Origin of the sequence: Pseudohaliea rubra DSM 19751, from assembly GCF_000764025.1 — a bacterium.
GTDB lineage: Bacteria > Pseudomonadota > Gammaproteobacteria > Pseudomonadales > Halieaceae > Pseudohaliea > Pseudohaliea rubra.
Genome location: NZ_KN234745.1, coordinates 117,153 through 143,813, shown reverse-complemented (window position 1 = coordinate 143,813; position 26,661 = coordinate 117,153). Strand labels below are relative to the sequence as shown.

The window sequence follows — 26,661 nt, the reverse complement described above, 5'->3', positions numbered from 1 at the left end:
GCCCGGTGCTGTCCGTCAGTCCTGGCGGTCGCGCAGTGCTTCCACAGCCTGGTGGTGGCTGAGGAAAACGTCACCGCTCAGGTGTTCGAGAAAGTCCGTGCGCTTCAGGCCGTCCATCACTGGCCCTTTTACCTCAGATAGGTGAAGCTGCATACCGCGTTCACGCAGACGGTGGTCGATGTTCTCCAGCGCCTCCAGAGCCGAGAGGTCGATTTCATTCACCGCGGCACACTGCAGCACAACATGCTGCACCTCCGGGCGCGCCGCCACAATGGCGTAGATTGCACTCTCGAGGTAGGCGGCGTTGACGAAGTAAAGGCTCTCATCGACGCGGATGGACACGATTCCGGGGTAGGTCACTACCTCGTGGCGCTCGACATTCCGATAGTGCTCGGTGCCCGGTACGGTGCCGACCACGGCGATGTGCGGCCGTGAGGTCTTGTGCAGGTGCAGGGCGATGGAGGCGATGATACCGGCGAGCACGCCGAGCTCCACGCCGAGGGCGAGGGTGACCACGATCGTCGCCGTCACCGCGATGAAGTCCGAGCGCGAGTAACGCCAGGCCAGCCGAACCGTTCCCCAGTCAATGAGTGAAGTCACCGCAACGATGATCGTCGCCGCGAGTGTGGCCTGCGGTAGAAAATAAAGCACCGGCGTCAGAAAAAGTGCTGCCAGCGCGATGCCCGCGGCGGTGAATACGCTGGCCAGCTGGGTCTCTGCCCCGGCATCGAAGTTCACCACGGACCGGGAGAAGCCCCCCGTGACCGGGAAGCCGCTCGAGACCCCGGAGGCTATATTCGCGGCACCCAGAGCAAGCAGCTCCTGGTTTGCGTCGATGGTCTGGCGCCGCTTGGCGGCGAGCGTCCGACCCACGGATACGGATTCCACGAAACCGATGATGCTTACCAGCAGGGCGGACACGGCGAGCTCGGACCACAGCTCGGCATCGAAGACGGGCGTGCTGAAGGCGGGGAGGCCGCTGGGTACCGTGCCGACGACGGCTACGTCCTGCGCCTCGAAACCACCGAGATAGCTGGCCAGCGTGGTCAGCACGATGATCAGCACCGGACCGGCCTTTGCCACCATACCCGCAGTAGCCGCGGGGAGGCCGGCGCGGGTAAGGAGCGGGGCCAGGCCCCGGCGCACCCAGAACAGGAAGAGGAGGGCGGCCATGCCCGTGGCGAGCGTGAGGCTGTTGAAGGCTGCGACGTGTGCCAGCAGCGAGTGCCCCAGGTCCAGGAGTGTCTCGCCGTGTGCCTCGATGCCGAGGATATGGCGCAGCTGCGACAGGGCGATAATGATCCCCGATGCGGTTATGAATCCCGACACCACCGGGTGTGACAGCAGGTTGGCAAGGGCCCCGAAGCGCAGCAGACCCATGGCGGCGAGCATGAGGCCGGACATCAGGGCCATGGCCACCGCAGCACTGGCGTAATCGGCGGTGCCCGCCTCAGCCACCTTGCCCACTGCCGTGGCGGTCATGAGCGAGGCCACGGCCACTGGCCCCACGGACAGCGTGCGACTGGTGCCGAAAAGCGCGTAGGCGATCAGTGGCAGGATGCTCGCATAGAGGCCCATCTCCGGCGGCAGTCCGGCGAGGAGCGCGTAGGCGAGAGATTGCGGAATCAGCATGATCGTTACGATCACCGCCGCCAGCAGGTCGCTCGCCAGGGTCGCGCCACCGTAACCCCGCAGCCACTGGAGGGGTGGCAGAAAGCGGGCCGGCCCCCCGTTCATGCAGCGTTGGCGCCGGGCTTGCTTCGCTCGGGCTCAACCATCCACTCACGGCCCCGCAGCATGGCCTTCCAGTAGACCGGCGGCAGGATTTTTTCCTTGAGGATCCAGGCCAGTCGCGAAGGCTTTTCGCCGTTGATGAGCCAGCGCGGGAAGCTCGGCAGCAGCTTGCCTCCGTAACCGAACTCGGCGAGCACGATCTTGCCGCGTTCGACGGTGAGCGGGCAGGAGCCATAGCCGTTGTAGTGGGCCACACCCCGGGCCTTGCCGAGATCCTGCAGCAGGTTGTTGGCGACGATCGGCGCCTGCATGCGTGCCGCAGCCGCCGTCTTGGCATTCGGCGCGTTCATGGCATCACCGAGGCCCCAGACATTCGCGTAGCGCCGGTGCTGCAGCGTGTTCTGGTCGACATCGATCCAACCGGCCTCGTCGGCCAGGGGGCTGCCGCGGACGAAATCCGGAGCTGTCTGAGGCGGCACCACATGGATCATGTCGAAAGCGGTGCTTTCCTCAATGATCCCGCCGTCGGCGTTCTGCGTCTCGAACCAGGCCGTCTGGCCCGGGCCATCGATGCGCACCAGGCGCTTGCCGAAGTTGAGGTCAACGCCGTAGCCCTCCATATAGGCCATGAGCGCCGGAACATATTCCTTGACGCCGAAGAGCACCTGGCCGGCGTTGTAGAAGGCGATGTCGATAGCCCCCAGGGAGCCGCTGCGCTTCCAGTGGTCTGCAGACATGTACACGGCTTTCTGTGGCGCACCGGCGCACTTGATCGGCATCGGCGGTTGCGTGAAGACCGCACGGCCCGAGCGCAGTTGGCTCACCAGTTCCCAGGTGTAGGGTGCCAGGTCGAAGCGGTAGTTGGAGGTCACGCCGTTGTCACCGAGGGTGTCCACCAGCCCCTCGATGCCGTTCCAGTCGAGCTTGATACCCGGGGCGACGATGAGCCGGTCGTAGTACACCGGCCGCGCGTCCTCCAGAAGCACCCGGTTCTCATCGGGCTCCAGGTCGCCGACGGCCGCCTGGATCCAGGTGACACCGCGGGGGATAAGAGATGCTGTGGTCTTGACCGTTTCCTGCTGGGTGAATACGCCAGCGCCCACCATGGTCCAGCCGGGCTGATAATAGTGGACGGCGGCAGGATCGATGATGGCGATGGCCAGATCCTGAGTGCGCGCCATGAGGCTCGAAGCCACCGCGATCCCCGCTGCACCGGCGCCGACGATAACAATATCGTAGTGATCCCGGCGGTGCCCCGGACCTGCGGCGGCGCGGGTTTTCTGCTTTGCTGCCAGGACTTCCGACAGATCGTAACCGCAGGCGCTGGCGCGCGTGAGCAGTTCCTCGTCCGGCACGCCGAGGCGGCGCTGGTAAAGGGTCCACAGGGTCATCGAGCGCGTGCCCGTGCGACAGTAGGCGTGGATGGGCTTTTCCAGCCGTTCTACCACCGCCAGAAAATCGTCCACGTTCTTTTCGTTTACCTTGCCGGAGATAACCGGCACGTGGGCGACCTCGAGGCCCGCTTCCCGGGCGACGGCCTCAAGCTCCGCAAAGGTCGGCTGGTCATTGGCCTCGCCATCGGGTCGGCTGCAGAGCAGCGACTTCGCCCCGGAGGCGACAATTGCCTCGATGTCGGCAGCGCTGATCTGGGCGGAGACGGCGTATTCGTCACTGACTCTTATGATATCGACGCTCATGACCTTACTCTCCCTTCGCTGCGAGGCGGCCGAGATCGGGGCCGCCAAAGGCATTGAGCGGCAGCTTGAGGAAAAAGCGTTCGCCCTCGGCCGGTGGCATATGGCCGGCACGCATATTGACCTGTAGCGAGGGCAGGATCAGCGTCGGCATGCCCAGGGTGGCGTCGCGCTTCTCTCGCATGGCCACGAAGGCCTCTTCAGAGATGCCCTCATGCACGTGAATATTGTCCTGCCGCTCGGCGCCCACGGTGGTCTCGAACTCAAGCTCTCGACCGTTCGGCAGGTAATCATGGCAGACAAAGAGGCGCATGTCCGCCGGCAGGGAAAGGATGCGCTGGATTGACCGGAAGAGGGTGGCTGCATCGCCGCCGGGAAAGTCACAGCGGGCCGTGCCATAGTCGGGCATGAACAGCGTATCGCCGACAAAAATAGCGTCACCGAGTACATAGGTCATGCAGGCAGGCGTATGTCCCGGGGTGTGCATGGCGTAGCCGGCAAGGCCGCCGATATTGATTGCGTCTCCTTCGCAAAGGAGCACATCGAACTGTGAGCCGTCGCGGGCAAAACCTTGGCCGGTTGAAAACACTTCTCCGAAGGTCTCCTGCACGGTGGTGATATGGTCGCCGATGGCGATCCTGCCGCCGAGTTCCTGTTGCAGGTACGGGGCGGCGGAGAGGTGGTCCGCGTGGACATGGGTTTCGAGAATCCATTCAAGCTCGAGCGTGTTGTCGCGGATGAAGCTGATGATCTGGTCCGCACTCGTGTAGCTGATGGTCCCTGATGCATAGTCCAGGTCCAGCACGGAGTCGACTACGGCGCAGGCCTGGCTGCCCGGGTCCCGGACGACATAGCTGAGTGTGTTCGTCGCCTCGTCGAAGAAGGGCGTTACCAGGGCCTTGTGGGCACTGTTTGCGGCTTGGGCTGTTTCCATGGTGATCTCTCCGGGCGTTATCGCTGTCGAATAAGGCGTTGTCCGCAGACCGACGGCCGATGCGGTGTTGTGTGAGTTAGAGCACAAGGCGTGCCAGTTGTCCGCCGGTTCTGCCTCGGTGCCTGCCAAGAGCCTGAATTAACGAAACTTTACAGATAAAGCGGCGTAAACCCGGGGGGCTGAGAGATCGCCAGCCCTCGCCGCACCGTGCCAATTATGACACTATTGGCAGGAAGCTCTGACAAAAATGGCAGCCATGAACCTTATTGCCCGCGATACTCATCCCACCGTCGCGCGGATGCTCGACAGCTATGATAGTCCGGCAATCCTTGTCAGCCGGGACTACGAGATCCTCGCCACAAACGATCTTTATCGGGACAAGTTTGGGGAACTTGACCAGAGCGACGAGCACCCCCGGTGCTACGCGGTCTCCCACGGCTACGATCGTCCCTGCGACGAGGCTGGTGAAACCTGTCCGCTGCGGGCCGCCACGGCCTCGGGCAACCGCGAGCGCGTACTGCATATCCATCAGACGCCACGGGGTGAGGAGCACGTCGACGTCGAGATGCTCCCGGTCTTTGACGAGGCCGGTGAGCTTGAGTTCTTCATCGAGCTGCTCAGGCCTCTGCGCACGGGAAGCGCAAGGGAGCCCGAGCTGGCCATGACCGGAAGCTCACCCGCCTTCAATGAGATGATGGGGCTCATAGCCCGTGTCGCGCCCTCCGATGTTGCGGTCCTCCTGTCCGGTGAATCCGGCGCCGGTAAGGAGCTGGCGGCCCACGGCATTCACCGGCACAGTCGCCGCGCAAAGCGTCACATGGTCACCCTGGAGTGCGCCGGCCTGACCGAGACGCTGTTCGAAAGCGAGCTTTTCGGTCACGTCCGCGGGGCCTTCACCGGCGCCAACTTCCACAAGCCCGGCCTGGTGGAGGCGGCAAACGGCGGCACCCTGTTCCTTGACGAAATCGGCGACGTGCCGCTATCGCTGCAGGTCAAGCTCCTGCGATTGATCGAGACAGGCACTTATCGCCAGGTGGGGAGTACCGAGGTGCGTCACTCGGACTTCCGCCTCGTCTGCGCCACCCATAAAAATCTCGGGCAGCTGGTAGAGCAGGGCCTGTTCCGGGAGGACCTTTACTACCGCATCAATGTCTTCCCCATTCGCGTGCCGCCGCTCCGGGAGCGTCCCGAGGATCTGCAGGGTATTGCCCGGCGCGTTCTGGAGGAACTGGGGGAGGGGAGACACCATCATCTGACCCAATCCGCTGCGGACCGGCTCCGGGAATACCGCTTTCCGGGAAATGTCCGCGAACTGCGCAACATCCTTGCCCGGGCCATGCTGCTGGCCAATACCAACGTGCTTGACCGGGACGTTATCGAGCGCGCTCTCACGCCCTCGCGTCCGCAGTTCGATCGGGCCGGGCGCCCCGCGGAGGCGGCGTCAGCCGTCGATGCTATCCCGGAAGATCTGAGCCTGCGGGGCGCAGAGCAGCGCTACCTGCTTTGGCTTCTCGACCACTTCGGCGGCAGTAAAACGCAGGCAGCGCAGGCGGCAGGCATCAGCGTGCGCAGTCTCTATCGAAAGCTCGCCTGGTGAGCGCCGTTGCAAGGAGCTACCGGCCATAGCAGGCGCGGCAGGAGGGGGGGGCTTTGCCGCCGCCCGTACATTTAACATAAAACATTTATTGACGGCGCGATGCCGCGGTCAGCGCCTGAGGCGGCTGTGAAAGTTGTTGCAAAAAAGCTAGAAGATTTCTTCCCTTTCGCCGCCAGGTGACTGTTTCCCCACTGTTTTTTGCTGTGCCGCTGGATTGACGGGCCGGCGCCTCGCGCTCGCCGCCTGTACAGTTGAAGGAGGATCGTGCTCGCCGGCCCAGGCGGCCGGTTGTCCACACGCCGGGAGCGACGTGGCGCCCGTGATGCCGTCACGGGCCAGCCGTTTGACGTCGGGCGCGCCGCATGCGCCCGGGCAGGAAGAAAAGCGCGCAGCAGGGTAAACGGGGCATGCAGGGGTGCATGCGGCACGGTGCGGACTGAAAAAGACGATTTATAGCTTTCCGGCAGCCTGGCATCGCAGTCGCCACGCTTATCCACAAGTGCGCATAATATATATTATGTTAAATTATGTATTTGACCACCAGGTCATCCACAGCCCTCGATTACTTCTTCAGCGAGTAACGCGCCAGTAGCGCCTCGCAGCGGGCTCTGGCACTCTCTGCCCCTGCCGGCCATCCGGCCTGCTTTGCGAACCCGCTAATGATAAAGGTACTTCCATGCGCGCCTGGCAACTTCCTGCTTTTGGTCTCGACAAACTCACCCTCCACGATCTGCCCGAACCCGTTCCGGGACCAGGCGAGGTTCTGGTGCGCATCGAGGCCGCGAGTGTTAACCCGAGGGACAGTCAGATCATCGCCGGCCATTTCACCCCGCATGTCGACTTTCCGCTGGTGCCTCTCTCTGACGGTGCGGGCACCGTGACCGCCGTCGGCGCGGGGGTTACCCGGGTAGCCGTCGGCGATCTCGTTGCCCCGGGATTTTTCCCCCATTGGCTCGAGGGCGAGGCCCTGGGCGACGAACGCAAGGTGTCCGGGGGCCTGGAGACAGCAGGCGTGCTGCGTGAATACGGTGTCTATGCGGAGCACGCGCTGGTGAAGGCGCCAGCCGGCCTCACCGCTGCCGAACTCGCCTGCTTCCCCTGTGCCGGCCTCACCGCCTGGACCGCCCTGGTGGAAAAGTCAGCCATCGGCGCCGGCAACTGGGTCCTCATTCAGGGCACCGGGGGCGTCGCGACCGCAGCCCTGCAGCTGGCCCATGCGCTGGGGGCGAACAGTATCGTGCTGTCCTCCAGCAACGAGCGCCTCGCCCGCGCCCGGGACCTGGGTGCGACCGAGACCATTAACTACCGGGAAACGCCCGACTGGGGCGAGCGCGCCTACGGTATTGCCGGCCATGGTGTTGATGCGGTGGTCGAGATTGGTGGTGCAGGCACCCTGCCCCAGTCGCTGGCGGCCATACGCCACGGGGGGCATGTGAACGTCATCGGCTACGTGGCCGGCGCGGCGCTGGACCTGACCGTTTTCCCGCTGATTATCCGCAACGCGAACATTCACGGTATCGGTACCGGGCACCGGGCTAATCTCGAGGCGCTGCTGGCCTTTGTCGGCGAAAAGGGCCTGCACCCGGTCATTGCCCGCCGCTACCCCTTCCATGACGCCCCGGCGGCGCTGCGGGACCTCGATGCCGGAGGCTTCCAGGGCAAGCTGGTCATTGACTTCGCTACCTGAGGCTGCCCGCGTCCGGCGCTGTGCCGTTCCTCGCGCAGATCGGGGCGCTGGATCCTGCCCGCCTCCTCCGGTACCGGAGGTGGGCCTACCCCGGGGCTTTGGCGTTATACTCCCGGGGCCCCATAACCCATAACTCAGCTAGGAGTATCTCATGAGTGTGTATCGTTTCCCCGAAGGCGCGGCGCTGGTATTCGGCGGTTCCGGCGGCCTCGGCGGTGGTGTTGTCCGTCTGCTGGCCCAGAGCGGGACCAACGTGGCCTTTACCTACCACAAGAACCGCGACGCCGCCGAGGAGAACCTCAAGGCTATCGAGGACGCCGGGCAGCAGGGTCATATCGGCAGCGTTGATCTGCTCGACCTGCCTGCCGTCGAGGCCTTCGCCAGTGATGTGAAAGGGAAGTTCGGACGCATTCACTCGGTGATCTTTGCCACCGGCCCCTTTCTGCACATCCTGCCGATTATGGATGCAGAGCCGCAGGTGTTCTACGACACCCTCGATGCCGACGTTAAAGGTTTCTACCATGTGCTGAAGGCCGTGGTGCCGCATCTGCGTGAGGGCGGCGGCGGTTCCATCACGGCGTTGACGACGGCGGCGATCCCCCGCTACATCGCCACAGACGGCCTGTCCTCCATCCCCAAGGCCGGCGTGCAGCACCTGTGCACGGCCATAGCCCGGGAAGAAGGCCCGAACAACATCCGCGCGAACTGCGTCGCCGTCGGCCTTATTGCCATCGGCCTGTCCCAGGAAATCGACTCGCCCCCCGGCGGCATCCTGGACCAGTGGACCAGGCAGGTCGCCCTCGGACGCCCCGGCGCCCCGGAGGAACTGTTCGACACCGTTGCGTTCCTCGCCTCCGAGAATGCCGGTTACATCAGCGGCCAGTCCGTCCCCGTGGACGGCGGCTACTCGGCCTAGCGGTCGCCATGTCATGCTGCAGCGCGGCCCGCCCCCGGCGGCCGCGCTGTTTTCCCGCGAGTGCCCTGCGGGCGCGCTGCCTGCGCGCCCGGGGCGCCCTCCTGGCCCTGCTGCTTCTCCCGCTAATGCCGGCGGTGGCGCAGCCCCCCAATCTGGTCCTGGTCGTGATCGACGACGCCGGCCTCCTGGACGTCGGGGCCTACGGCGGCGAGATCGCCACCCCGACCATCGACGCCCTGGCGCGCCGCGGCACGCGCTTCACCCAATACCGGACCTCGCCCCTCTGTGCGCCTTCCCGGGCCATGCTCCTGACCGGCCTCGACAGTCACCGCACCGGGATAGCATCCATCCCCGAGATTCTACCGCCGGAGCAGGCTGACGCCCCGGGCTACGGCATGCGCCTGGCCGACGGGGTGCAGACCGTGGCCACGCAGCTGCGCGGCGCCGGCTACCGTACGTTGATGACCGGCAAGTGGCATCTGGGCCACGGCGACGGCGACCTGCCCGACGCCCATGGCTTCGACCGGTCCTTTGCCCTCGACGCCTCCGGCGCGGACAACTGGACGCAGGCGCCTTACATGCCCTACTACGACAGCGCGCCCTGGTTTGAGGACGGCGAGCCGGCGACGCTGCCGCCAGACTTCTACTCCTCGCGTTTCATCGTCAACCAGATGGTCGATTACCTCGATGCTACGCCGGCGGAGCAGCCCTTCTTCGCTTACCTGGCCTTCCAGGCTATCCATATCCCGGTGCAGGCGCCGGCTGCCTTCATCGATCCCTATCGCGAACGCTATCGGCGGGGCTGGGAGGTACTGCGGGCCGAGCGGGCCGAGCGCGCCCGGGCCGCAGGCCTTATCCCCCGCGATGCGCCCACGGCGCCCCTCCCCCCGGCCGTGCCCGCCTGGGACGGCCTTACGGACGAGGAGCAGCAGCTGTGGGCTGCGCGCATGGCAGCAAACGCCGGGATGATGACGGCCATGGACCATGAGCTGGGCCGCTTCATCGACGCCCTGCGCCAGCGCGACCTCGCGGAAAACACCGTGTTTGTGATTGTTTCGGACAACGGCCCGGAGCCGACCCGGGCCGACGACGACTGGCGCATGCGCCTTTGGCTGGCCTCCCGGGGGTATCGCCTCGACGCGGCGAAGATCGGCGGGCCGGACAGCTATGCGTTTATCGGGCCCGGCTGGGCCGCCGCAGCGGCCTCGCCCCTGGATCGCTACAAATTCACCACCGCGGAGGGTGGCGTGCGCGTGCCCCTCGTGATTGCCGGCGCCAGCGAGACCGCGCCGAAAGTCACAGAAGCCTTCACGCTGGCGACGGACATCGCGCCGACCCTGCTTGAGCTTGCGGGGCTCGATGAGGCCCTGTCGGCTATGGACGGACGCAGCCTGCTGCCGGTTCTCCGCGGTGAAGCAGACCGCGTGTACGGTCTCGACGAGGCCGTTGGGCTCGAAGTGGCGGGGAACGCCGCGCTTTATCGCGGACGCTGGAAGCTGGTTCGCAACCTGCCGCCCTGGGGCGACGGACACTGGCAGCTCTATGACCTGGCGAAGGACCCGGGGGAAACGCGCGACCTCGCCGGGGCCCGCCCGGCGCTGCGTGACGAACTCGCCGCGGCCTATGCCCGCTACGCGGGTCACGTCGGGGTACAGCCCATGCCCGCGGGCTATTCCTCGCCGATGCAGCTCGACCGCAACGCGACGGAACGCATGCTCGCCGCCTACGCCCCCCGGTTGGGCGCGGTCGCGGCGCTACTGCTTATCGCAGCCGCTGTGCTCCTGGGCCGCCAGCGCCGCTCAAAGTAACTCCTCGAATACGATAGCATCGCTGCTTGCGGGCAGCGTCACGCGCAGGCCATCAACAGCTACCCGTAGCGGCCCATCGAAGTGGGCCCGCGCATCGCCGAGGAAGGCGTGGGAAAGATAGCCCCCGGGCAGCGGCGGTACCAGGTGGTAGAGCACGAGCGCGTCTACCCCCGCAGCCGCCGCGGCGCGGGCGGCGTCCGACGGTGAGGCGTGGTAGTCGAGGATGTCGTGCATGATGCGCGCGGTGTTGCCGATGCCCTCCCGGGATAGTGCGTCGCGCAGCGTTTTCACCATCGCCGGCGCGAGGGCCTCGTGGAGGAGCAGGTCCGCGCCACGGGCAGCGCGCACGAGATTATCGCTGTAGACCGTATCGCCGCTGATCACCGCAATACGGTCCCGGTACGTCACCCGGTAGCCGAAGGCCGGTGCCACTGGAGCGTGGTCTACCAGGAAAACACTGACCGTGAGCTCCCCGCGCTGGTAAACGGGCACAGCGCCCGCGCGCGACCCCGGCGGTGTAAGCACCCGGGCCTCCGCGCCGTAGCCCTCCGGATTGGCTATGGCCTCGCCGTGATGAGCGAGACGGTAGTCACGGTCTGCGCGGTACGCCAGGTTGAAACCATCAACGACGGCCTCAACCCCCGGAGGGCCGGCAACCGGCAGCGGCGCCGCCCTTCCCTCTCCGCCGACCCAGTCCACCAGCACCAGCTCGCCGAGGCTGTCGATGTGGTCCGAATGCAGGTGCGTAAGAAAGACCTGGTCGAGTCCCCCGGCGGGAAAGCCCATGGCCGCCAGCTTGCGCGGCCCGCCGGCGCCAGCGTCAATAACCAGCCGATGTGGGCCGGCGAGGATGCCCACACAGGGACCGGCGCGCGCCGCGTCGGGCATCGGTGAGCCGCTGCCGCACAGATAAACCTGTAAGCCGTCGACCGGCGCGGTGCTCGCGGCCGCAGCGGCGATCCGCGCTGACGCGGCGCGTTCAAAGAGCGCCTCACCGATCGGCCGGCGCAAGGCGAGCAACAGCACCAGCGCCAGGACCAGCAGGAGGACAGCAGCGAGCAGGAGGCGGCGTTGCGGGCGCACGGGTCAGTTCGGCCAGTACACGATGCTGTCGGCTGCACTCACCGGTTCAGCGAGGGTCTTGTCGAGCGCCACCGGGGCCTCGAGCGTCGGCAGATAAAGCGGTGGCCGCCGGTCGGCAAGGTGCGCGTCGAGGAGTGCGTCGAGTTCGCTGGTGATAAGCGGGTGGTCGGCGGCAACGTTCACCTCCTCGGTAGGATCCGTCACCAGATCGTAGAGACGCCGGAAAGCCGGCCGCTCACTGCGCTGCAGCTTCCAGTCCCCGCGCCGCACCGCGGCGTAGTGAGCGCTGTGCCAGTAAAGCGCCTCGTGGGGCTCCTCGGTGCTTGCGCCCGAGGCGATCGGCAGCAGGTCGCGGCCATCGATAATCCGGTCGGTGGGCAGCGGCGCCCCTGCGGCAGCAGCCAGCGTTGGCAGGAGGTCAATGTGTGCTACAGGCGGCTCCACCACCGTACCGGCGGGCACCCTGCCCGGCCAGCGCAGGAACAGGGGCACGCGCAGCCCGCCCTCGTAGAGGGTCAGCTTCCAGCCCCGGTAGGGCGCGTTGATCTCCGCGAGTCCCAGGTAGCCGGCACCGCCGTTATCACTGGAGAGAACAACCAGCGTGTCCTCGGCGAGCCCTTCTTCATCAAGGACCGCGAGGATGCGGCCGACACTGCGATCGAGCGCGCGGACCATGGCTGCATATACGCGCAGCCGGTGCGGCTGGATAGTGCCGACCGCGTCGTAGTCGCTGCGCGTCGCCTGCAGCGGCGTATGCACGCCCCAGTGCGCCAGATAGAGAAAGAACGGTTCGTCGCGGTGCTCGCGAATGATGCTCACGGCCTCGTCGGTCCAGTAGTCCGTCAGGTAACCACCCGGCTCGAACCAGGGACCGTTGTTGAAGCTGGCGGCAAAGCGCATACGCGCCCAGAGGAAACGATCGACGGGGTCGAAGGGCAGTCGGGCATTGACCACATCGGGGTGGTCTTCGGGCAGGAACAGGCCGCTGGCCATAAGCAGGCTGTCGTCGAAGCCCTGATCCGTCGGGCGCGAACCGGTGCTTCGTCCCAGGTGCCACTTGCCGATGTGCGCCGTGTAGTAGCCGCTTGCCTTCAGGACCTCGGCGAGGGTGACCTCCGACGACGGCAGCCCCATGGCCTCGTAGGGGGGCTGCCGGTCCGCGGCCTCCCGGTCGTAGCGCACCGGCGGCAGGCCGCTGTCTGTGCTGTTGGCGATCATGCTCACGGCGCGTCCCATGCCATCGGGCGTGGGGGTGAACTCAAAGCCCGTGCGCGTGGGGTAGCGGCCCGTGAGCAGCATGGCGCGGGAAGGCGCGCAACTCGCGGTGCCGGCATAGGCCTGGCGGAATACCGCGCCCTCGGCGGCGAGCCGGTCGATATGTGGCGTCTGGACCCGACCACCGGCCACGCCACCGCCGAAGGTGGACAAGTCGTTGATCCCGAGATCATCGAGGAGGATGAACACGATATTGGGCCGGCCGTCGCGGGGCTGGGGCGCAGCCTTCTGCCAGGCTACGGACTGGGCGGGCGCGACCTCATCGGCTGCGGCCCGCCGCTCCGCGATCGCCAGGAGCAGGTCTATCCGGAAAGTCCAGCCAAGCACGCCGGCGATCACCAGCAGCCCGAAGGTCGCGACCAGTATTCTTATTTTCATTGTGCCGTCCGGCGCAGTCGGTGCCTCAAGCGTCGCATAGCGGCCCCCGGTGGACAAGCGCGGGAGCGGCGCAAAGGTCGAAGGATAGGCAGCTGCGCTCCTCTTACAGGCTGGCGGTTAACAAAGCCAACGCTATCGCGAGCGGGAGCCGGACGCTATAATCACCGCCTTTCCCTATGTGCCTCCGCCCCTTCAGAGTGTTCGCCAAGCCCATGATCTATAAGTTCTTTCCTGCCTATTCCGCCACGGTTTTAATGTGCTTTGCCGGCTTTGCCGGCTTTGGCGGCCTTGCCAGCGCCGCCGGCGACCCTGCGGCGCGCAGCGGCGCAGACGCCTTTGCCCAGCTCGATTACCTCCTCGCCACACCGACGGATACGCGCCTGGCAACCGGCGCGCCGGGGCCAGGCTACTGGCAGCAGCGGGCGGACTACCGCATCGAGGTCACCCTCGACGACAAGGCACAGCGCATCGAGGGGCGGGAGACCATCACCTACCACAACGAGAGCCCCCATGATCTCCCCTACCTGTGGCTGCAGCTGGACCAGAACCGCTTCCGCCGCGGCTCCGACGACATGCTGACCCGGACCGCCCCGGACTTCAGCCAGCTATCCTACGGGGCCCTCGCCTCGCTGCTGGAGCGCCGGCGCTTCGAAGGTGGCGTCAGCATCGAGGCGGTCACCGGTGCAGATGGTGACCCCCTGCCCTATACCGTCAATCGCACCATGATGCGCATTGACCTCGCCGAGCCTCTGGCCGCCGGCGACAGCCTGAGCTTTTCCGTCGCCTGGTCCCACAACATCATCGATGCCACCGTAGTGAGCGCCCGGGGCGGCTACGAGTATTTCCCGGAGGACGGCAACTATCTCTACGAGATCGCCCAGTGGTTTCCGCGCATGGCAGCCTACACGGACTATGCCGGCTGGCAGCACAAGCAGTTCCTGGGCCGGGGCGAGTTCACCCTGGAGCTGGGCGATTACGATGTGGCCATCACGGTGCCGGCAGACCACGTAGTCGCGGCTACGGGCGAGCTGCAGAATGCCGAAGCGGTACTGACAGAAGAGCAGCTGGCCCGCTTCCGCAAGGCTCGGACCAGCGATGAGCTGATCTTCGTCGTCACACCGGAGGAAGCCGCCGCCAATGCCCGCGAGGCGGATTCCGGTACACGCACCTGGCGCTTCCGCGCCGAGAACGTGCGTGATTTCGCCTTCGCCAGCTCGCGCAAGTTCATCTGGGACGCCCGCCGCGCCCGCGCCGGCGAACGCGATGTGCTGGCCATGTCCTTCTACCCGAACGAGGCCGAGCCGCTCTGGAGCCAGTACTCCACCGCAGCCATCGCCCATACCATCGACGTCTACTCCCGCTACACCTTCGAGTACCCGTATCCGGTGGCCATCTCCGTGAATGGCCCTGTCGGTGGCATGGAGTACCCGATGATCAGCTTCAACAAGCCGCGACCTTATAAAGATCGCACCTACTGGGATGTAGCCCAGAAAGCCGGCGACAAGACCTGGGAGCGGAGCAAATACGGGCTGATCTCCGTGATCATCCACGAGGTGGGCCACAACTACTTCCCGATGGTGGTGAATTCGGACGAGCGCCAGTGGACCTGGATGGACGAGGGCCTGAACACCTTCCTGCAGTTCCTCACCGAGCAGGCCTGGGAGGAAGGCTACCCGTCCCGCCGCGGCGAGCCGGCGAAGATGACCGAGTACATGGCCAGCGCCCAGCAGGTGCCGATCATGACCAACTCCGAGTCCATTCACCAGTTCGGCAACAACGCCTACGGCAAGCCGGCCACGGCGCTGAATATTTTGCGCGAGAGCATCATGGGCCGGGAGCTTTTCGATCACGCCTTCCGCCAGTATGCCGAGCGCTGGAAGTTCCGTCGGCCGACGCCGGCAGATTTCTTCCGCACCATGGAGGATGCCTCGGCCACGGATCTCGACTGGTTCTGGCGCGGCTGGTTCTACGGCACGGGCCACGTGGACGTGGCGTTGAGCCAGGTGGAGCTTTTCCGCGTGGACAGCCTGAACCCCGAGCGGGAAAAGGCCTGGGAAGCCTCCCGGGAGGCGGCCGAGGAGCCTTCCCTCAGCGAGCAGCGCAACGTCACCCTGGAGCGGCTGCTGGGCGAGGAGCCCGGGCTCCGGGATTTCTACAACGAGAGCGACGAATACCGGGTAACGCCCTGGGACTACGCACAGTATGAAAAGGCCCTGGATCGGCTCACAGAGCGTGAACGCGCACTCCTCGATACCGCAGAGCACTTCTACGTTGTGACCTTCGACAATCTCGGCGGCCTGGTCACGCCTCTGCCGCTGCGCGTCAGCTACGCCGATGGCACCGTGGAAGAACTCACCGTGCCCGCGGAGGTGTGGCGACGCAATGCAGACCGGGCGAGGAAGCTCTTCATTACGGACAGGGAAATCACCGGCATCGAGTTCGACCCCTACCGCAGTACCGCTGACACGCAGCCCGCCAACAACGCCTGGCCGCGCAAGGTAGTACCGAGCCGCTTCCGGCTTTTCAAGGAAAGCGAGGAGCCGAATCCGATGCGCCGGGACGATGAGGAAACATGGTCTCAGCCCATCCGCTGAGGGCGGCCCCGGCCGCGGCCCGTCTTGCACTCGTGTTGCTGTCCGCCCTCACCTTCGCGGGCGGCGCCTTGGCACACCCCTTCCACGCCAGCTACGCGGAGCTCTCCTGGAGCGCGGCCGGTGATCAGCTGCAGGTCGCCCTGCGGGTGATCCCCGAAGACCTGGAAACCGCCCTGTCCCGGGAAGCCGGGGGGCCCGTGCTCCTTGACCCTGCCAGTCCGCCGGTAGCGCTTATGGAGGCCTATCTCGACCGCCACTTCGAAATCAGTGCCGACGGCGCCGAACCCGCTCCGGTGGCGTTCCTGGGCCTCGAAATCGCGTACGACGAGACCTGGCTGTACTTCACCCTGCCGGTATCCCGCGCCGCGGCGCCCCTGATGCTGTCGAACACCCTGCTGTTCGATGTCGCCGAGGCGCAGTCCAATCGGGTACGCTCGCTCTGGGCGCCGGAAGCCCCGGTGCTTGTCTTCACTGCCCGGGAACCCTCGCAGCCACTGCCGGTCCATAGGTAGTACCCGCCCCAGGAGAGCGATCGATGCGCACCTTTATCCCCATGGCCCTGGCCGCCGCCCTGCTCCTGCCCGCCGCCGCCACGGCAGAAGACAACGCGCGGCCCCGGGCCCTCAGCGTTCACGGTGAGGGCCGCGTCAGCGCCGCACCGGACGAGGCCCGCATCGGCCTCGGCGTGCAGGCGCGCTCGCCGGATCTCGCCACGGCCCGGGAAGACGTCAACGCCCGTACCGCGGCGGTGCTCGCCCACCTCGACAAGCTGGGCATCCCCGACAGTGACATCAGCGCCCCGGGGGTAACGCTGAGACCGGAATACCGCTGGGACAAGGCGCGGGAAGAGCGGGTATTGCAGGGCTACCTGGTGCAGCGGAACATCGCTGTGCGCCTGGCAGATCTGACCCGCCTGGGCGTGCTCATCGAGGACGCCGCCGATGCGGGGGCCAACGAGATAACACCGCCGGCCCTTGGCCACAGCAACGAGGCGCAGCTTCGTCGGGATGCGCTCGCAGCAGCGGCCCGGGACGCTCGCGCCAATGCCAGCGCCCTCGCCGGCAGCCTTGGCGTCACCGTCGGCCCCGTGCGCTCCCTGGACGCGCAGCGGGTTGATCCCGGGCCCCGCCCCGTGGCGAGTCACATGATGCTGCGCAGCGCCGAAGCAACACCGGCCTCTGAAAGCTATGTTACCGGGGACATCGTCTTCGAAAGCCGGGTGAATGCCGTCTTCGATCTGGTTCTCCCCGGTGAGTGAGCCCTGCGGCGATGGCCCCCGCAGGCTTTCCCACCTGGGGGCATCCCGCTACACTGGCGTGAATACCCGGGTAACAGGCAACCGCATGTCAGCGAATCGTTCCTGGCTCCGAACGGGGCTGGCCCTTGCCGCCCTCCTTGCCACCGCCCCCGTCGCGGCGAAACTGTGGTACACGGATTCCCAGTCCGAGACTGCAGCCGAACTGGTGGAGCAGCTCGAGGAGCGCCACTACGCCAAGCTCGAGTACGACGATGAAGTGTCCTCCTCGCACCTCGACAACTACATCGACAGTCTCGACGGCGGCAGGATGTACTTCACCCGGGATGATATCGAGGCCTTCGAGCAGTACCGCTATCTCATGGACGATGCCCTCCCCCGGGGCCGCCTCGATGCGGGCTTCGAGATCTTCAACCGCTTCGAGGAACGTTTGACTACCCGCCTCGAAGGGGTGGTTGAGTCCCTTCCGGAGCTGCACTCGGCCATGGACTTCAGCCGCGACGAGACCTACGCGATTGATCCCGAGCTGCGCGACTGGGCTGCCGACGAGGCAGCGCTGGACGAGCGCTGGCGCAAACACCTGAAGAACCAGGCGCTGAGTCTGCGCCTGGCCGACAAAGATGAAGACGATATCGTCGACACCCTCCTCAAACGCTACCGTACCCAGCTTACCCGGGTCCGCCAGTACAACGCCCAGGACGTGTTCCAGGTCTACGCCAATGCGCTGACCGAGCTCTATGATCCGCACACAAACTACTTCTCGCCGCGGCGAAAGGAAAACTTCGACATCAATATGAGCCTGTCCCTCGAGGGTATCGGCGCCGTGTTGCAGCTCGAGGATGAGTACACCAAGGTATCGCGACTGGTCGCCGCCGGTCCCGCCGACAAGCAGGGCGAGCTCAAGCCGGCCGATCGAATCATCGCGGTGGGCCAGGGCGACAGCGGAGCGCTGGTCGACGTTATCGGCTGGCGCCTGGACGAGGTTGTCGACCTGATCCGCGGCCCCAAGGGCAGCACCGTGCGGCTGAGCGTGATTCCGGCCGATGCGCCCTCCACGGAGGTGCACAAGGAAATCCAGATTGTGCGCAACACCGTGAAGCTCGAGGAGCAGTCGGCCCAGAGTCGCGTGCTGGAAGTGCCCGCCGGCGAGGACAGCACCATCAAGGTCGGGGTCATCAGCATTCCCGCCTTTTACATCGACTTCGAGGCCATGCGCCGGGGCGACGACAACTACAAGAGCACGACGCGCGACGTGCGGCGACTCCTCGGCGAGCTGGAGGCTGAAGGCGTCGAAGGCATCGTGGTCGACCTGCGCAACAACGGCGGCGGCTCCCTGCAGGAGGCCAATGAGCTCACGGGCCTGTTTATCGAGTACGGCCCCACGGTGCAGATCCGCCACTCCTCCCGGCGCGTCTGGCGGGACGGTAAGCGCTTGCGCTCGAGCTACTACGACGGCCCCCTTGTGGTACTCATCAACCGCCTGAGCGCTTCGGCCAGCGAGATCTTCGCCGGCGCGATCCAGGACTACGAGCGCGGAATCATCGTCGGGGATCGCTCGTTCGGCAAAGGCACGGTGCAGACGCTGGTACCGCTGACGGAAGGGCAACTCAAGATTACCGAGAGCAAATTCTATCGCATCTCCGGCGATAGCACGCAACACCGCGGTGTCGTTCCGGACATTACGTTCCCGTCTCTTTACGATCCCGAGGACATTGGCGAGAGCGCCCTCGAGCACGCGCTGTCCTGGGACCAGATCAACCCGGTGCGCCACCGGCGCTACGGCGACCTTGATCAACTCATACCGGAGCTCTCCGCCCTCTTCCAGGAGCGCAGCGCGGGAGACCCGGACTTCAACTTTCTGGTGGATCGGGTCGCACTGGCCGACGAGAATGACGATATCAAGGTGGTCTCCCTGAACGAGGAAACGCGCCGCGCGGAGCGCGAGGCGCGCAAGGCCCGGGCCCTGGCGATCGAGAACAAGCGCCGCGAAGCCCTGGGCGAGGAGCCGCTCACGTCCTTCGATGAAGAGCCGGATGATGAGGAGACGCTGGCGGAAGCCGGTGACACGGAGGATGGCGAGGAAGCCGAAGATGTGCTGCTTGACGAGGCCGGCAATATCCTCGTTGATGCACTGCTTATGCGCAAGCAGGCCTACGCCATCCGCAGCCCCGAAAAAGACTAGGCGCCGCGCCGCCGATCCCTCAGTGGACCGGCCGGCCCTCTACCTTGCTGTACCAGCCCAGCTCCGCCGCCAGACGGACCACATCGCCGACGATGATCAGCGTAGGCGGCTCGGGTTTCTCCAGCGCCACGATGGCCTTCATAGTGCCCAGCGTTCCGGTAATGACCCGCTGTTCCGCCGTGCTTGCTTTCTCCACCAGCGCCACCGGCGTAGCGGGGTCGCGGCCGTGGGCCACGAGTTGCTCACAGATGATCGGCAGGCCCACCAGCCCCATATAGAACACCAGCGTTTCCGTCGGTGACTGGAAGTCTTCCCACTGGTGCCGGAGCTGGCCGTCCCGGGTATGCCCGGTAACGAAGCGGACCGACTGAGCGTAATCCCGGTGCGTGAGGGGGATACCTGCATAACAGGCGGCGGCGTTGGCGGCCGTGATACCGGGTACGATCTGAAACGGTATGCCCGCCCGGGCCAGTTCATCCATTTCCTCGCCGCCGCGACCGAACACAAAGGGATCGCCGCCTTTCAGGCGCACAACACACTTGCCCTGGCGGGCAAGTTCCACAAGGGTGCGGTTGATCTCGTCCTGGGGCACGCTGTGCTCGGACCGGCGCTTGCCCACGTAGAGGCGCTCGGCGTCGCGCCGGGCAAGCTCCAGGATACCTTCTCCGACCAGCCGGTCGTAGAGGATGACATCGCCGCGCTGCAGGAGTCGCAGTGCGCGGAAGGTCAGAAGATCCGGATCGCCGGGGCCCGCGCCGATGAGAAAGACCTCCCCGCGCGGCTGCGCGCCACCGGCGAGGAGCGCCTCCAGAGAAGCCCCGGCGCCGGCCTCGTTGCCGGCGAGCACCTGCTCGGCGATCGGTCCCTCGGCCAGCGTCTCGAGCATTCTGCGCCGAGCGCTCTCGTCGCTGATCGCGGCGCGGAGCCGGTCGCGGCAAGTGCCGAGGAACCGCGCGAGACGGCCGAAGTTCACAGGGAGCTGCGTTTCCAGGCGTCGGCGCACCGCGCGGGCGAGTACCGGGCTGGCACCACCGGTACCGATAGCAATGAGGAGCGGGTCCCGGTCGACGATCGCGGGAAACGTGAAGCTGCACAGCGCCGGGGTGTCGACCACGTTCACGGGCAGTCGCCGGGCCCGGGCCTCGTCAGCCACGGCAGCGTTGACCGTACCGTCCGGGGTCGCCGCAATGACCAGGTCCTTGCCGGCAAGGTCGCCGCGGCGGTAGCAGCGGCACAGCCACACCCCGCCCCGGGTCTCGAGGAGCGACCGCAGCGCGGGATCGATGGTGGGCGCAATCACGGTCACCCGGGCCCCCGCCCGGCAGAGGAAGCGCGCCTTGCGCAGGGCGACGGTGCCGCCCCCTACCAGCAGCACCGGGCGCTCAGCCAGGCGCAGGAAGACCGGCAGCGAATGCATGCTCAGGCCACCAGGCGCTCCAGTCCGCCGAGGTAGGGACGCAGGGCCGCGGGGAGTATTACGCTGCCGTCTGCCTGCTGGCCATTTTCCAGCAGCGCCACAAGGGTCCGTCCCACGGCCAGCCCGGAGCCGTTCAGCGTGTGCAGCAACTCCGGCTTACCCGTGTCCGGATTGCGCCAGCGCGCCTGCATGCGGCGCGCCTGAAAATCACCGAAATTGCTGCAGGAGGAGATTTCCCGATAGGCCGCCTGCCCCGGCAGCCAGACTTCGAGATCGTAGGTCTTGCGCGCCGAGAAGCCCAGATCGCCACCGCAGAGCAGCACCTTGCGATAGGGTAATTCGAGGCGCCGCAGGACTTCTTCGGCATGCCCGGTGAGGCCCTCGAGGGCTTCGTCGGACGTGCCGGGGCGCACGAAGCGCACGAGCTCGACCTTTTCGAACTGGTGCTGGCGGATCATACCGCGGGTGTCGCGGCCGTAGCTGCCGGCTTCGCTGCGGAAGCAGGGGGTGTGACTGGCAAAGGCGAGGCCACCCTCCCCCAGCTCCGCAGCCTCGAAGATGCGGTCCCGACCGAGGTTGGTCACCGGCACCTCCGCCGTGGGGATCAGATAGTAATCATCGTCTCCCTCGAGGCGGAACAGGTCCTCGGCAAACTTCGGCAACTGCCCGGTGCCGCGTAGCGAGTCGGCATTGACAATGTAGGGCACGTAGACCTCACGGTAACCGTGCTCCCGGGTGTGCAGATCCAGCATGAACTGCACCAGGGCGCGGTGCACCCGTGCCAGCTGACCGTGCATGACGACGAAGCGCGAGCCGGTGATCTTCGTCGCCGCGTCCGTATCGAGAAGGCCCAGCCCCTCCCCCAGAGTTACGTGGTCCCGGGCATCGAAGGCAAAGACCGGAAGCTCGCCCCAGCGCAACACCTCGACGTTGTCGTCTTCGCTCTTTCCCGGCGGGACGCTGTCGTCGGGCAGATTGGGCACGGTGGCCAGCCAGGCCTCCAGTTCCCCCTGCGCTGCCCGGGCCGCTTCCGTGGCGCTGTCGATCCGCGCGCCGATGGCCTCGAGCGTTTCTTTCACCTTCGCCTTGGCATCGTCGACGGACATACCCCCGCCAACCAGCTTGCCGACCTGCTTGCTGGCAGCCTTGCGCTCAGCGAGCAGGTCCTGGCTGGCAATAGCCGCCTCCCGGCGACGACCATCCAGGGCCTGGAAGGCCTCGACATCAAAATGATGGCCCCGCCGGGCAAGAGCTGCGGCAGCCGTCTCCGGGTCCTTTCTGAGTTCGCGAACGTCGAGCATGTTCTGTCCTGTAATCGATCCTGTTACCGCGGCTCAGGAGAAAGCGCGCAGCAGGGTTAGGGTACCGGCGACAGCGAGCACACAGCTGAGGACGCTGACCAGCGCATAGGCCAGGGCCAGGCCAGCCTGCCCTCCCTGCCACAGCTCGACGGTCTCCAGGGAGAAGGTCGAGAAGGTCGTGAAGGCACCGAGAAAGCCGACCATAAGCACGCTGCGCCAATCCGGGTGCAGGCTGCCGCGCTCCAGCAGCACGAATACGACGCCGATACCCGCCGATCCCAGCACGTTGACCATAAAGGTACCCAGAGGCCAGGGGCCGGCCCAGAGCCCGTGTGCCCACAGGCCGAGCAGGTATCGGGTCACTGCCCCGCCGGCACCGCCGAGGGCTACAAAAAGCAGGTATTTCATGGCGGAGCCTTGCCTTGCCATCCTGCGCGGGGATTGTACGGCCTTTACCAGCGCACGGACACTCTCAACCCCTGTAGCGCCGCCGGGCGCTGCCGGCGTCAAGGGACCGGAAACGCGCCAGCCGCTCGGCAATACGCTGCTCCAGTCCGCGATCCACCGGGTGATAGAAGCGCAGACCCTGCAGGGCTTCAGGAAAGTAATTCTCGCCCGCTGCATAACCTTCCGGCTCGTCATGAGCATAGCGATAGTCCGAGCCATGGCCTTCCGCCTTCGCCAGCGCCGTGGGTGCGTTGCGCAGGTGGTTCGGCACCTCCTCGCTGCCGCCCGCCTGCACGGCCGCGCCCGCGGCCTTGAAGGCGCTGTATACGGCATTGCTCTTAGGCGCCACGGCGAGGTAGAGCACCGCCTGAGCCAGCGCCAGCTCTCCCTCGGGGCTGCCGAGGCGCTCGAGAACCTGCCAGGCATCCAGAGCCAGACCCAGCGCGCGGGGGTCGGCGTTGCCGATATCCTCGCTGGCCATACGCACAACGCGACGAGCGATATAGAGCGGGTCACAGCCGCCATCGAGCATGCGGCAGAGCCAATACACCGCAGCATCCGGCGCACTCCCCCGCACCGCCTTGTGCAGCGCACTGATCTGGTCATAGAAGGCATCGCCGCCCTTGTCGAAACGGCGCAGGGACTGCTGCAGTACCTCGTCCAGGAGCGTGTCGTCGAGGTAGCCGGGGGCGCCGTCGCCGGCGGCGGCCAGATCCGCGGCCAGCTCCAGCAGGTTCAGGGCCCGGCGGCCATCGCCGTCAGCCTGGGTCGCAATCCGTGCGAGTACCCCCGGGGCCGCCGGCAGCCCCTCTGGCAGCGCCGTCAGACCCCGCTCCAGGAGTGTCTCCAGCTCGGCGGGGGCAAGGGGGCGAAGCTTGTAGACGCGCGCCCGGGACAGTAGCGCACTGTTCAATTCGAAGGCCGGGTTCTCCGTGGTGGCGCCGATGAAGATCAGCGTGCCGTCTTCTACATAAGGCAGAAAGGCATCCTGCTGGGCCTTGTTGAAGCGGTGTACCTCGTCGACGAAAAGTACCGTGTCCCGCCCGCCCGCGCGGGCGGCGAGGGCCCGGTCAACGGCGCTGCGGATATCCCTGACCCCTGCCAGCACCGCAGACAGCTGCAGGAACTCGGCGTCGGCAGCCCCGGCGGCGAGGCGGGCCAGGGTGGTCTTGCCGACGCCCGGCGGTCCCCAGAAGAGCATGGAGTGGAGCTGACCCCGGGCCAATGCGCTGGCCAGGGGCTTACCGGGACCCAGAAGATGACGCTGCCCGACAAAGGCATCGAGGCTGGCCGGGCGCAGGCGCGCCGCCAGAGGCTGGTAGGCACCCGCTGAGCTGCCGGCGAAGAGATCGTCACTACTCAGCCCCGCCATGGCTCAATTGTCTTCCCGGTACACGTCCACTCCGGCGGGCGGGGTGAAGTCAAAGGTACCCGCGGGCAGCGGCGCCTGATCGAGCGCGAGAAAGCGGATGTCGATAGCCTGCCCGAGCCGGTCAGTGATGCGCATCGTGGCCGGCAGCGTAGCGGCGAAAGTGAGCTCGGCCTCGCGAAAGCCCGCGTTTTCCGCCCGCGGCACGATGCGGTAGCGGTCGGCAGCAAGGACCTCCACCGCGAACGCCCCGGCGAGGGCCGGCCCGTCGGCGGCCAGAAGCAGCAGTGGCGCCGACGCCGCGTCGTCGAAGCGGCGCCGGGTGGCTGTCGCCAGGTCCCGGTCGTAGTGCCAGAGCACGCCATTGCCGGCGACAAGGAGCTGGCGGTCCGGCTCGATGATTTCCCAGCGGAACTGGTCCGGCCGGCGCAGGCTGAAACGGCCGGCGCTTCGGGCTGGCGTCGCGCCGCCGCCGCCCTCCACGGTCTGCTCGAAGCGCCCGCTCAGCTGGGCCAGCGGCGCCAGCCTGGCGGCCAGCTCCGCAGCCGCCCCGTCCGCCCGGGCGACCACCGCCAGCCCAAGCAGGCCGACGAGCAAGAGACTGCGCAGAAACACGGCTCAGTCCCCCACCGGCGGCGGCGCGAGGACCTCGCGCTGACCGTTGCTGCCCATCTCCGAGACGACCCCGGCGGCCTCCATGGCCTCAATGAGCCGGGCGGCCCGGTTATAGCCGATGCGCAGCTTACGCTGGACGCTGGAAATTGAGGCCCGGCGGCTCTGAGTGACATAGTGCACGGCCTCGTCGTAGAGCGCGTCGTCCTCATCGTCGCCCTCCCCGGATTGCAGCTCACCGGCGGTCACAGCGACCCCGCTCCCTTCATCCAGGAGCCCTTCGATGTAGGCGGGCGCGCCGCGGCGTTTCCAGTCCGAGACCACCCGGTGCACTTCATCATCGGAGCAGAAGGCACCGTGCACGCGGTTCGGCAGCCCGGAGCCGGGCGGCAGGTAGAGCATGTCGCCATAGCCCAGCAGCTGCTCGGCGCCCCCCTGATCGAGGATGGTCCGCGAGTCGACCTTGGAACTGACCTGAAAGGCAATGCGCGTCGGAATATTGGCCTTGATGAGGCCGGTGATCACGTCCACGGAGGGACGCTGCGTGGCAAGGATCAGATGGATACCGGCCGCGCGTGCCTTCTGGGCGATGCGCGCGATCAACTCCTCCACCTTTTTGCCAACGATCATCATCATGTCGGCAAACTCGTCGATGACCACCACCACGAAGGGCAGGCGCTCGAGCTCCGGTGGCTGCTGCTCCTCGTCGGTCTCGGCGAAGATCGGATCCGGGGTCCAGAGCGGGTCGACCAGGGGTGTTCCCGCCCGCCGCGCCTCGTCCACCTTGCGATTAAACCCGGCGATGTTGCGCACACCGAGGGAAGCCATGAGCTTGTAGCGCCGTTCCATCTCGGCCACACACCAACGCAGCCCGTTAGCCGCATCCTTCATATCGGTGATCACCGGTGTCAGCAGGTGCGGGATGCCGTCATAAACTGACAGCTCGAGCATCTTCGGATCGACCAGAATCAGGCGCACCTCGTCCGGTGTCGCCTTGTAGAGCAGCGACAGCAGCATGGAGTTGACGCCCACGGACTTGCCCGAGCCGGTGGTGCCGGCGACCAGCAGGTGCGGCATCCTGGCCAGGTCCGCGACCACCGGCTGTCCGGAGATATCGTTGCCGAGGGCCAGGGTCAGCGCCGACTTCGACTGGTCAAAGGCCCGGGAGGACAGAACCTGGCGGAAGTTAACGACCTCCCGGTCCTCGTTGGGGATCTCGATGCCGACCACGCTCTTGCCGGGGATGACCTCGACCACGCGGACGGAAATCACCGCCAGGGACCGGGCCAGGTCCTTGGCGAGGTTGGAAATGCGTGAGACTTTGACCCCCGCGGCCGGCTGCAGCTCGAAGCGGGTAATCACCGGCCCGGGGTAGACGGCGGTGACCTCCGCAGAGACGCCGAAGTCTGCGAGCTTCAGCTCCAGCAGCTTGGAGAGCTTCTCCAGGGCCTCAGCGGAAAACCCCTTGCTGGGGTCCTTGACCTCGGCATCCAGCAGCTCCAGCGGTGGCAACTCGCCGGTGACCGGTGCATCGAAGAGCGGTTTCTGCTTCTCGCGCTCCGCTCGTTCGCTGGTCTCCACCTTCATTTCAAGCGGCTTTATCTTTGGCGGCTTGCGCTTCTTTTCCTTTTCAACATGCTGCGTAATCACGGCCTTGCGAGCCTCGAGCTGCCGCTCCCGGGCGCGGCGGTCGCGGATACCGTCGAGCCGTGTCACCAGGCCGCTGCGCAGTCGTGACGCAGCGCCTAAGGCGGCGGCGCCGACCCGGTCCATGAGCCGCAGCCAGGACAGGTCCGTGAAAATCGTTACGCCGAAGAGAAACACAGCAACCAGAATCAACCGGCTACCGACGGCGCTGAAGGCGCCGGCAAAGGCACCACCGATCGCCTGGCCGAGAATGCCACCGGCACCCTGGGGCAGCCCTGACTGGCCGTTGTCGTTCAGGGCGGCCAACGCCGTGCCCGCGACCATGACCAGCACAAAGCCGAGGAGCCGGATGCTGGCATGCGTCCAGTCAAAGAAGCCCGGTTGATAGCGTTCGAGAAAGATCACGAGCGCCCGATAGCCGAGCATCACCGGAAACAGATAGGCGGCCCAGCCCACCAGCGACAGGAACACGTCGGCCAGCCAGGCGCCGGCGGGGCCGCCGAGATTGCGCACGGCGCCACCGCTCCCGGTGGCAGACCAACCGGGGTCGCCGGTCGCGTAGGTAACCAGCGCCAGCAGGAGATAGAGACAGGCCGCACTGATACCGATAAAGGCGCCCTCGCGCCAGCGCGGGCCCCAGGGGCTGTCCGTTGTTTTCGCGGTCCGCGCCACGTGCTCTCCTCCGAACGCTGCCAACCGGCAGCGAAGGATTTAGTTTAGCTATTTAAATC

At 66.3% G+C, this 26,661-nt stretch carries 19 protein-coding genes; 8 read left to right on the top strand and 11 right to left on the bottom strand.

The annotated features are described in order from the left end of the window. Positions 1-15: 15 nt before the first annotated feature. The 3 genes from HRUBRA_RS00690 to HRUBRA_RS00680 are packed head-to-tail and all read right to left on the bottom strand — an operon-like array spanning position 16 to position 4,362. Complete coding sequence (locus HRUBRA_RS00690) at positions 16-1,737, bottom strand: SulP family inorganic anion transporter (RefSeq protein WP_035513486.1); 1,722 nt, start codon at positions 1,735-1,737, stop codon at positions 16-18. Then, entirely contained in the window at positions 1,734-3,431 is a 1,698-nt protein-coding gene (locus HRUBRA_RS00685) for a bifunctional protein tyrosine phosphatase family protein/NAD(P)/FAD-dependent oxidoreductase (protein WP_035513485.1), read from the bottom strand. Before HRUBRA_RS00685 ends, HRUBRA_RS00690 begins: the two co-directional genes overlap by 4 nt. 4 nt (positions 3,432-3,435) lie before the next feature. Next, on the bottom strand, positions 3,436-4,362 hold the full coding sequence (locus tag HRUBRA_RS00680; protein ID WP_052094230.1) for an MBL fold metallo-hydrolase: 927 nt from the start codon (positions 4,360-4,362) through the stop codon (positions 3,436-3,438). A gap of 247 nt (positions 4,363-4,609) precedes the next feature. Here HRUBRA_RS00680 and HRUBRA_RS00675 point away from each other — a divergent pair, with 247 nt between their 5' ends. The 4 genes from HRUBRA_RS00675 (at position 4,610) to HRUBRA_RS00660 (ending at position 10,370) form a co-directional block, all read left to right on the top strand. Next, a complete protein-coding gene (locus HRUBRA_RS00675; RefSeq protein WP_201771493.1) occupies positions 4,610-5,959 on the top strand; it encodes a sigma-54 interaction domain-containing protein in 1,350 nt (449 codons plus the stop codon). Positions 5,960-6,635: 676 nt separating this feature from the next. After that, a complete protein-coding gene (locus HRUBRA_RS00670) occupies positions 6,636-7,646 on the top strand; it encodes a zinc-dependent alcohol dehydrogenase family protein (protein ID WP_035513483.1) in 1,011 nt (336 codons plus the stop codon). Between the two features lie 151 nt (positions 7,647-7,797). Next, a complete protein-coding gene (locus HRUBRA_RS00665; RefSeq protein ID WP_035513481.1) occupies positions 7,798-8,562 on the top strand; it encodes an SDR family NAD(P)-dependent oxidoreductase in 765 nt (254 codons plus the stop codon). An 8-nt stretch (positions 8,563-8,570) separates the two neighbouring features. Then, positions 8,571-10,370 (top strand): arylsulfatase, encoded by a 1,800-nt coding sequence (locus HRUBRA_RS00660; protein ID WP_201771492.1) that lies wholly within the window; start codon positions 8,571-8,573, stop codon positions 10,368-10,370. On the opposite strand, the gene HRUBRA_RS00655 is transcribed toward HRUBRA_RS00660, so the two are convergent. Beyond that, complete coding sequence (locus HRUBRA_RS00655; protein ID WP_035513479.1) at positions 10,362-11,453, bottom strand: MBL fold metallo-hydrolase; 1,092 nt, start codon at positions 11,451-11,453, stop codon at positions 10,362-10,364. The genes HRUBRA_RS00660 and HRUBRA_RS00655 overlap by 9 nt on opposite strands. Positions 11,454-11,456: 3 nt before the next feature. Beyond that, positions 11,457-13,106, bottom strand: a complete 1,650-nt coding sequence (locus tag HRUBRA_RS00650; RefSeq protein ID WP_035513477.1) for a sulfatase-like hydrolase/transferase — start codon at positions 13,104-13,106, stop codon at positions 11,457-11,459. A 212-nt stretch (positions 13,107-13,318) separates the two neighbouring features. On the opposite strand from HRUBRA_RS00650, the gene HRUBRA_RS00645 reads away from it, so the two are divergent. The 4 genes from HRUBRA_RS00645 (at position 13,319) to HRUBRA_RS00630 (ending at position 19,137) form a co-directional block, all read left to right on the top strand. Continuing rightward, entirely contained in the window at positions 13,319-15,700 is a 2,382-nt protein-coding gene (locus tag HRUBRA_RS00645) for a M1 family metallopeptidase (RefSeq protein ID WP_144244334.1), read from the top strand. Continuing rightward, on the top strand, positions 15,679-16,212 hold the full coding sequence (locus HRUBRA_RS00640) for a DUF6702 family protein (protein ID WP_035513475.1): 534 nt from the start codon (positions 15,679-15,681) through the stop codon (positions 16,210-16,212). Before HRUBRA_RS00645 ends, HRUBRA_RS00640 begins: the two co-directional genes overlap by 22 nt. Before the next feature lie 23 nt (positions 16,213-16,235). Continuing rightward, a complete protein-coding gene (locus HRUBRA_RS00635; protein ID WP_052094229.1) occupies positions 16,236-16,958 on the top strand; it encodes an SIMPL domain-containing protein in 723 nt (240 codons plus the stop codon). 85 nt (positions 16,959-17,043) lie between these two features. After that, positions 17,044-19,137, top strand: coding sequence for a carboxy terminal-processing peptidase (locus tag HRUBRA_RS00630; protein WP_035513473.1), 2,094 nt, complete (start codon positions 17,044-17,046; stop codon positions 19,135-19,137). Positions 19,138-19,156: 19 nt separating this feature from the next. On the opposite strand, the gene cysG is transcribed toward HRUBRA_RS00630, so the two are convergent. The 6 genes from cysG to HRUBRA_RS00600 all read right to left on the bottom strand — a co-directional run bounded on the left by cysG (position 19,157) and on the right by HRUBRA_RS00600 (position 26,602). Further along, positions 19,157-20,554 carry a siroheme synthase CysG gene (gene cysG / locus HRUBRA_RS00625; RefSeq protein WP_035513472.1) on the bottom strand — a complete coding sequence of 466 codons (1,398 nt, stop codon included), beginning with the start codon at positions 20,552-20,554 and terminating at the stop codon, positions 19,157-19,159. Between the two features lie 2 nt (positions 20,555-20,556). Beyond that, positions 20,557-21,855: a serine--tRNA ligase gene (gene serS, locus HRUBRA_RS00620; protein ID WP_035513469.1), complete on the bottom strand. Its 1,299-nt coding sequence runs from the start codon at positions 21,853-21,855 to the stop codon at positions 20,557-20,559. Positions 21,856-21,888: 33 nt separating this feature from the next. Continuing rightward, complete coding sequence (gene crcB, locus HRUBRA_RS00615; RefSeq protein ID WP_035513468.1) at positions 21,889-22,263, bottom strand: fluoride efflux transporter CrcB; 375 nt, start codon at positions 22,261-22,263, stop codon at positions 21,889-21,891. Positions 22,264-22,327: 64 nt separating this feature from the next. Continuing rightward, a complete protein-coding gene (locus HRUBRA_RS00610) occupies positions 22,328-23,674 on the bottom strand; it encodes a replication-associated recombination protein A (RefSeq protein ID WP_035513467.1) in 1,347 nt (448 codons plus the stop codon). A gap of 3 nt (positions 23,675-23,677) precedes the next feature. Further along, positions 23,678-24,286, bottom strand: a complete 609-nt coding sequence (lolA, locus tag HRUBRA_RS00605) for an outer membrane lipoprotein periplasmic chaperone LolA (RefSeq protein WP_052094228.1) — start codon at positions 24,284-24,286, stop codon at positions 23,678-23,680. 3 nt (positions 24,287-24,289) lie between these two features. Beyond that, positions 24,290-26,602: a DNA translocase FtsK gene (locus HRUBRA_RS00600; protein WP_035513466.1), complete on the bottom strand. Its 2,313-nt coding sequence runs from the start codon at positions 26,600-26,602 to the stop codon at positions 24,290-24,292. Positions 26,603-26,661: the final 59 nt, after the last annotated feature.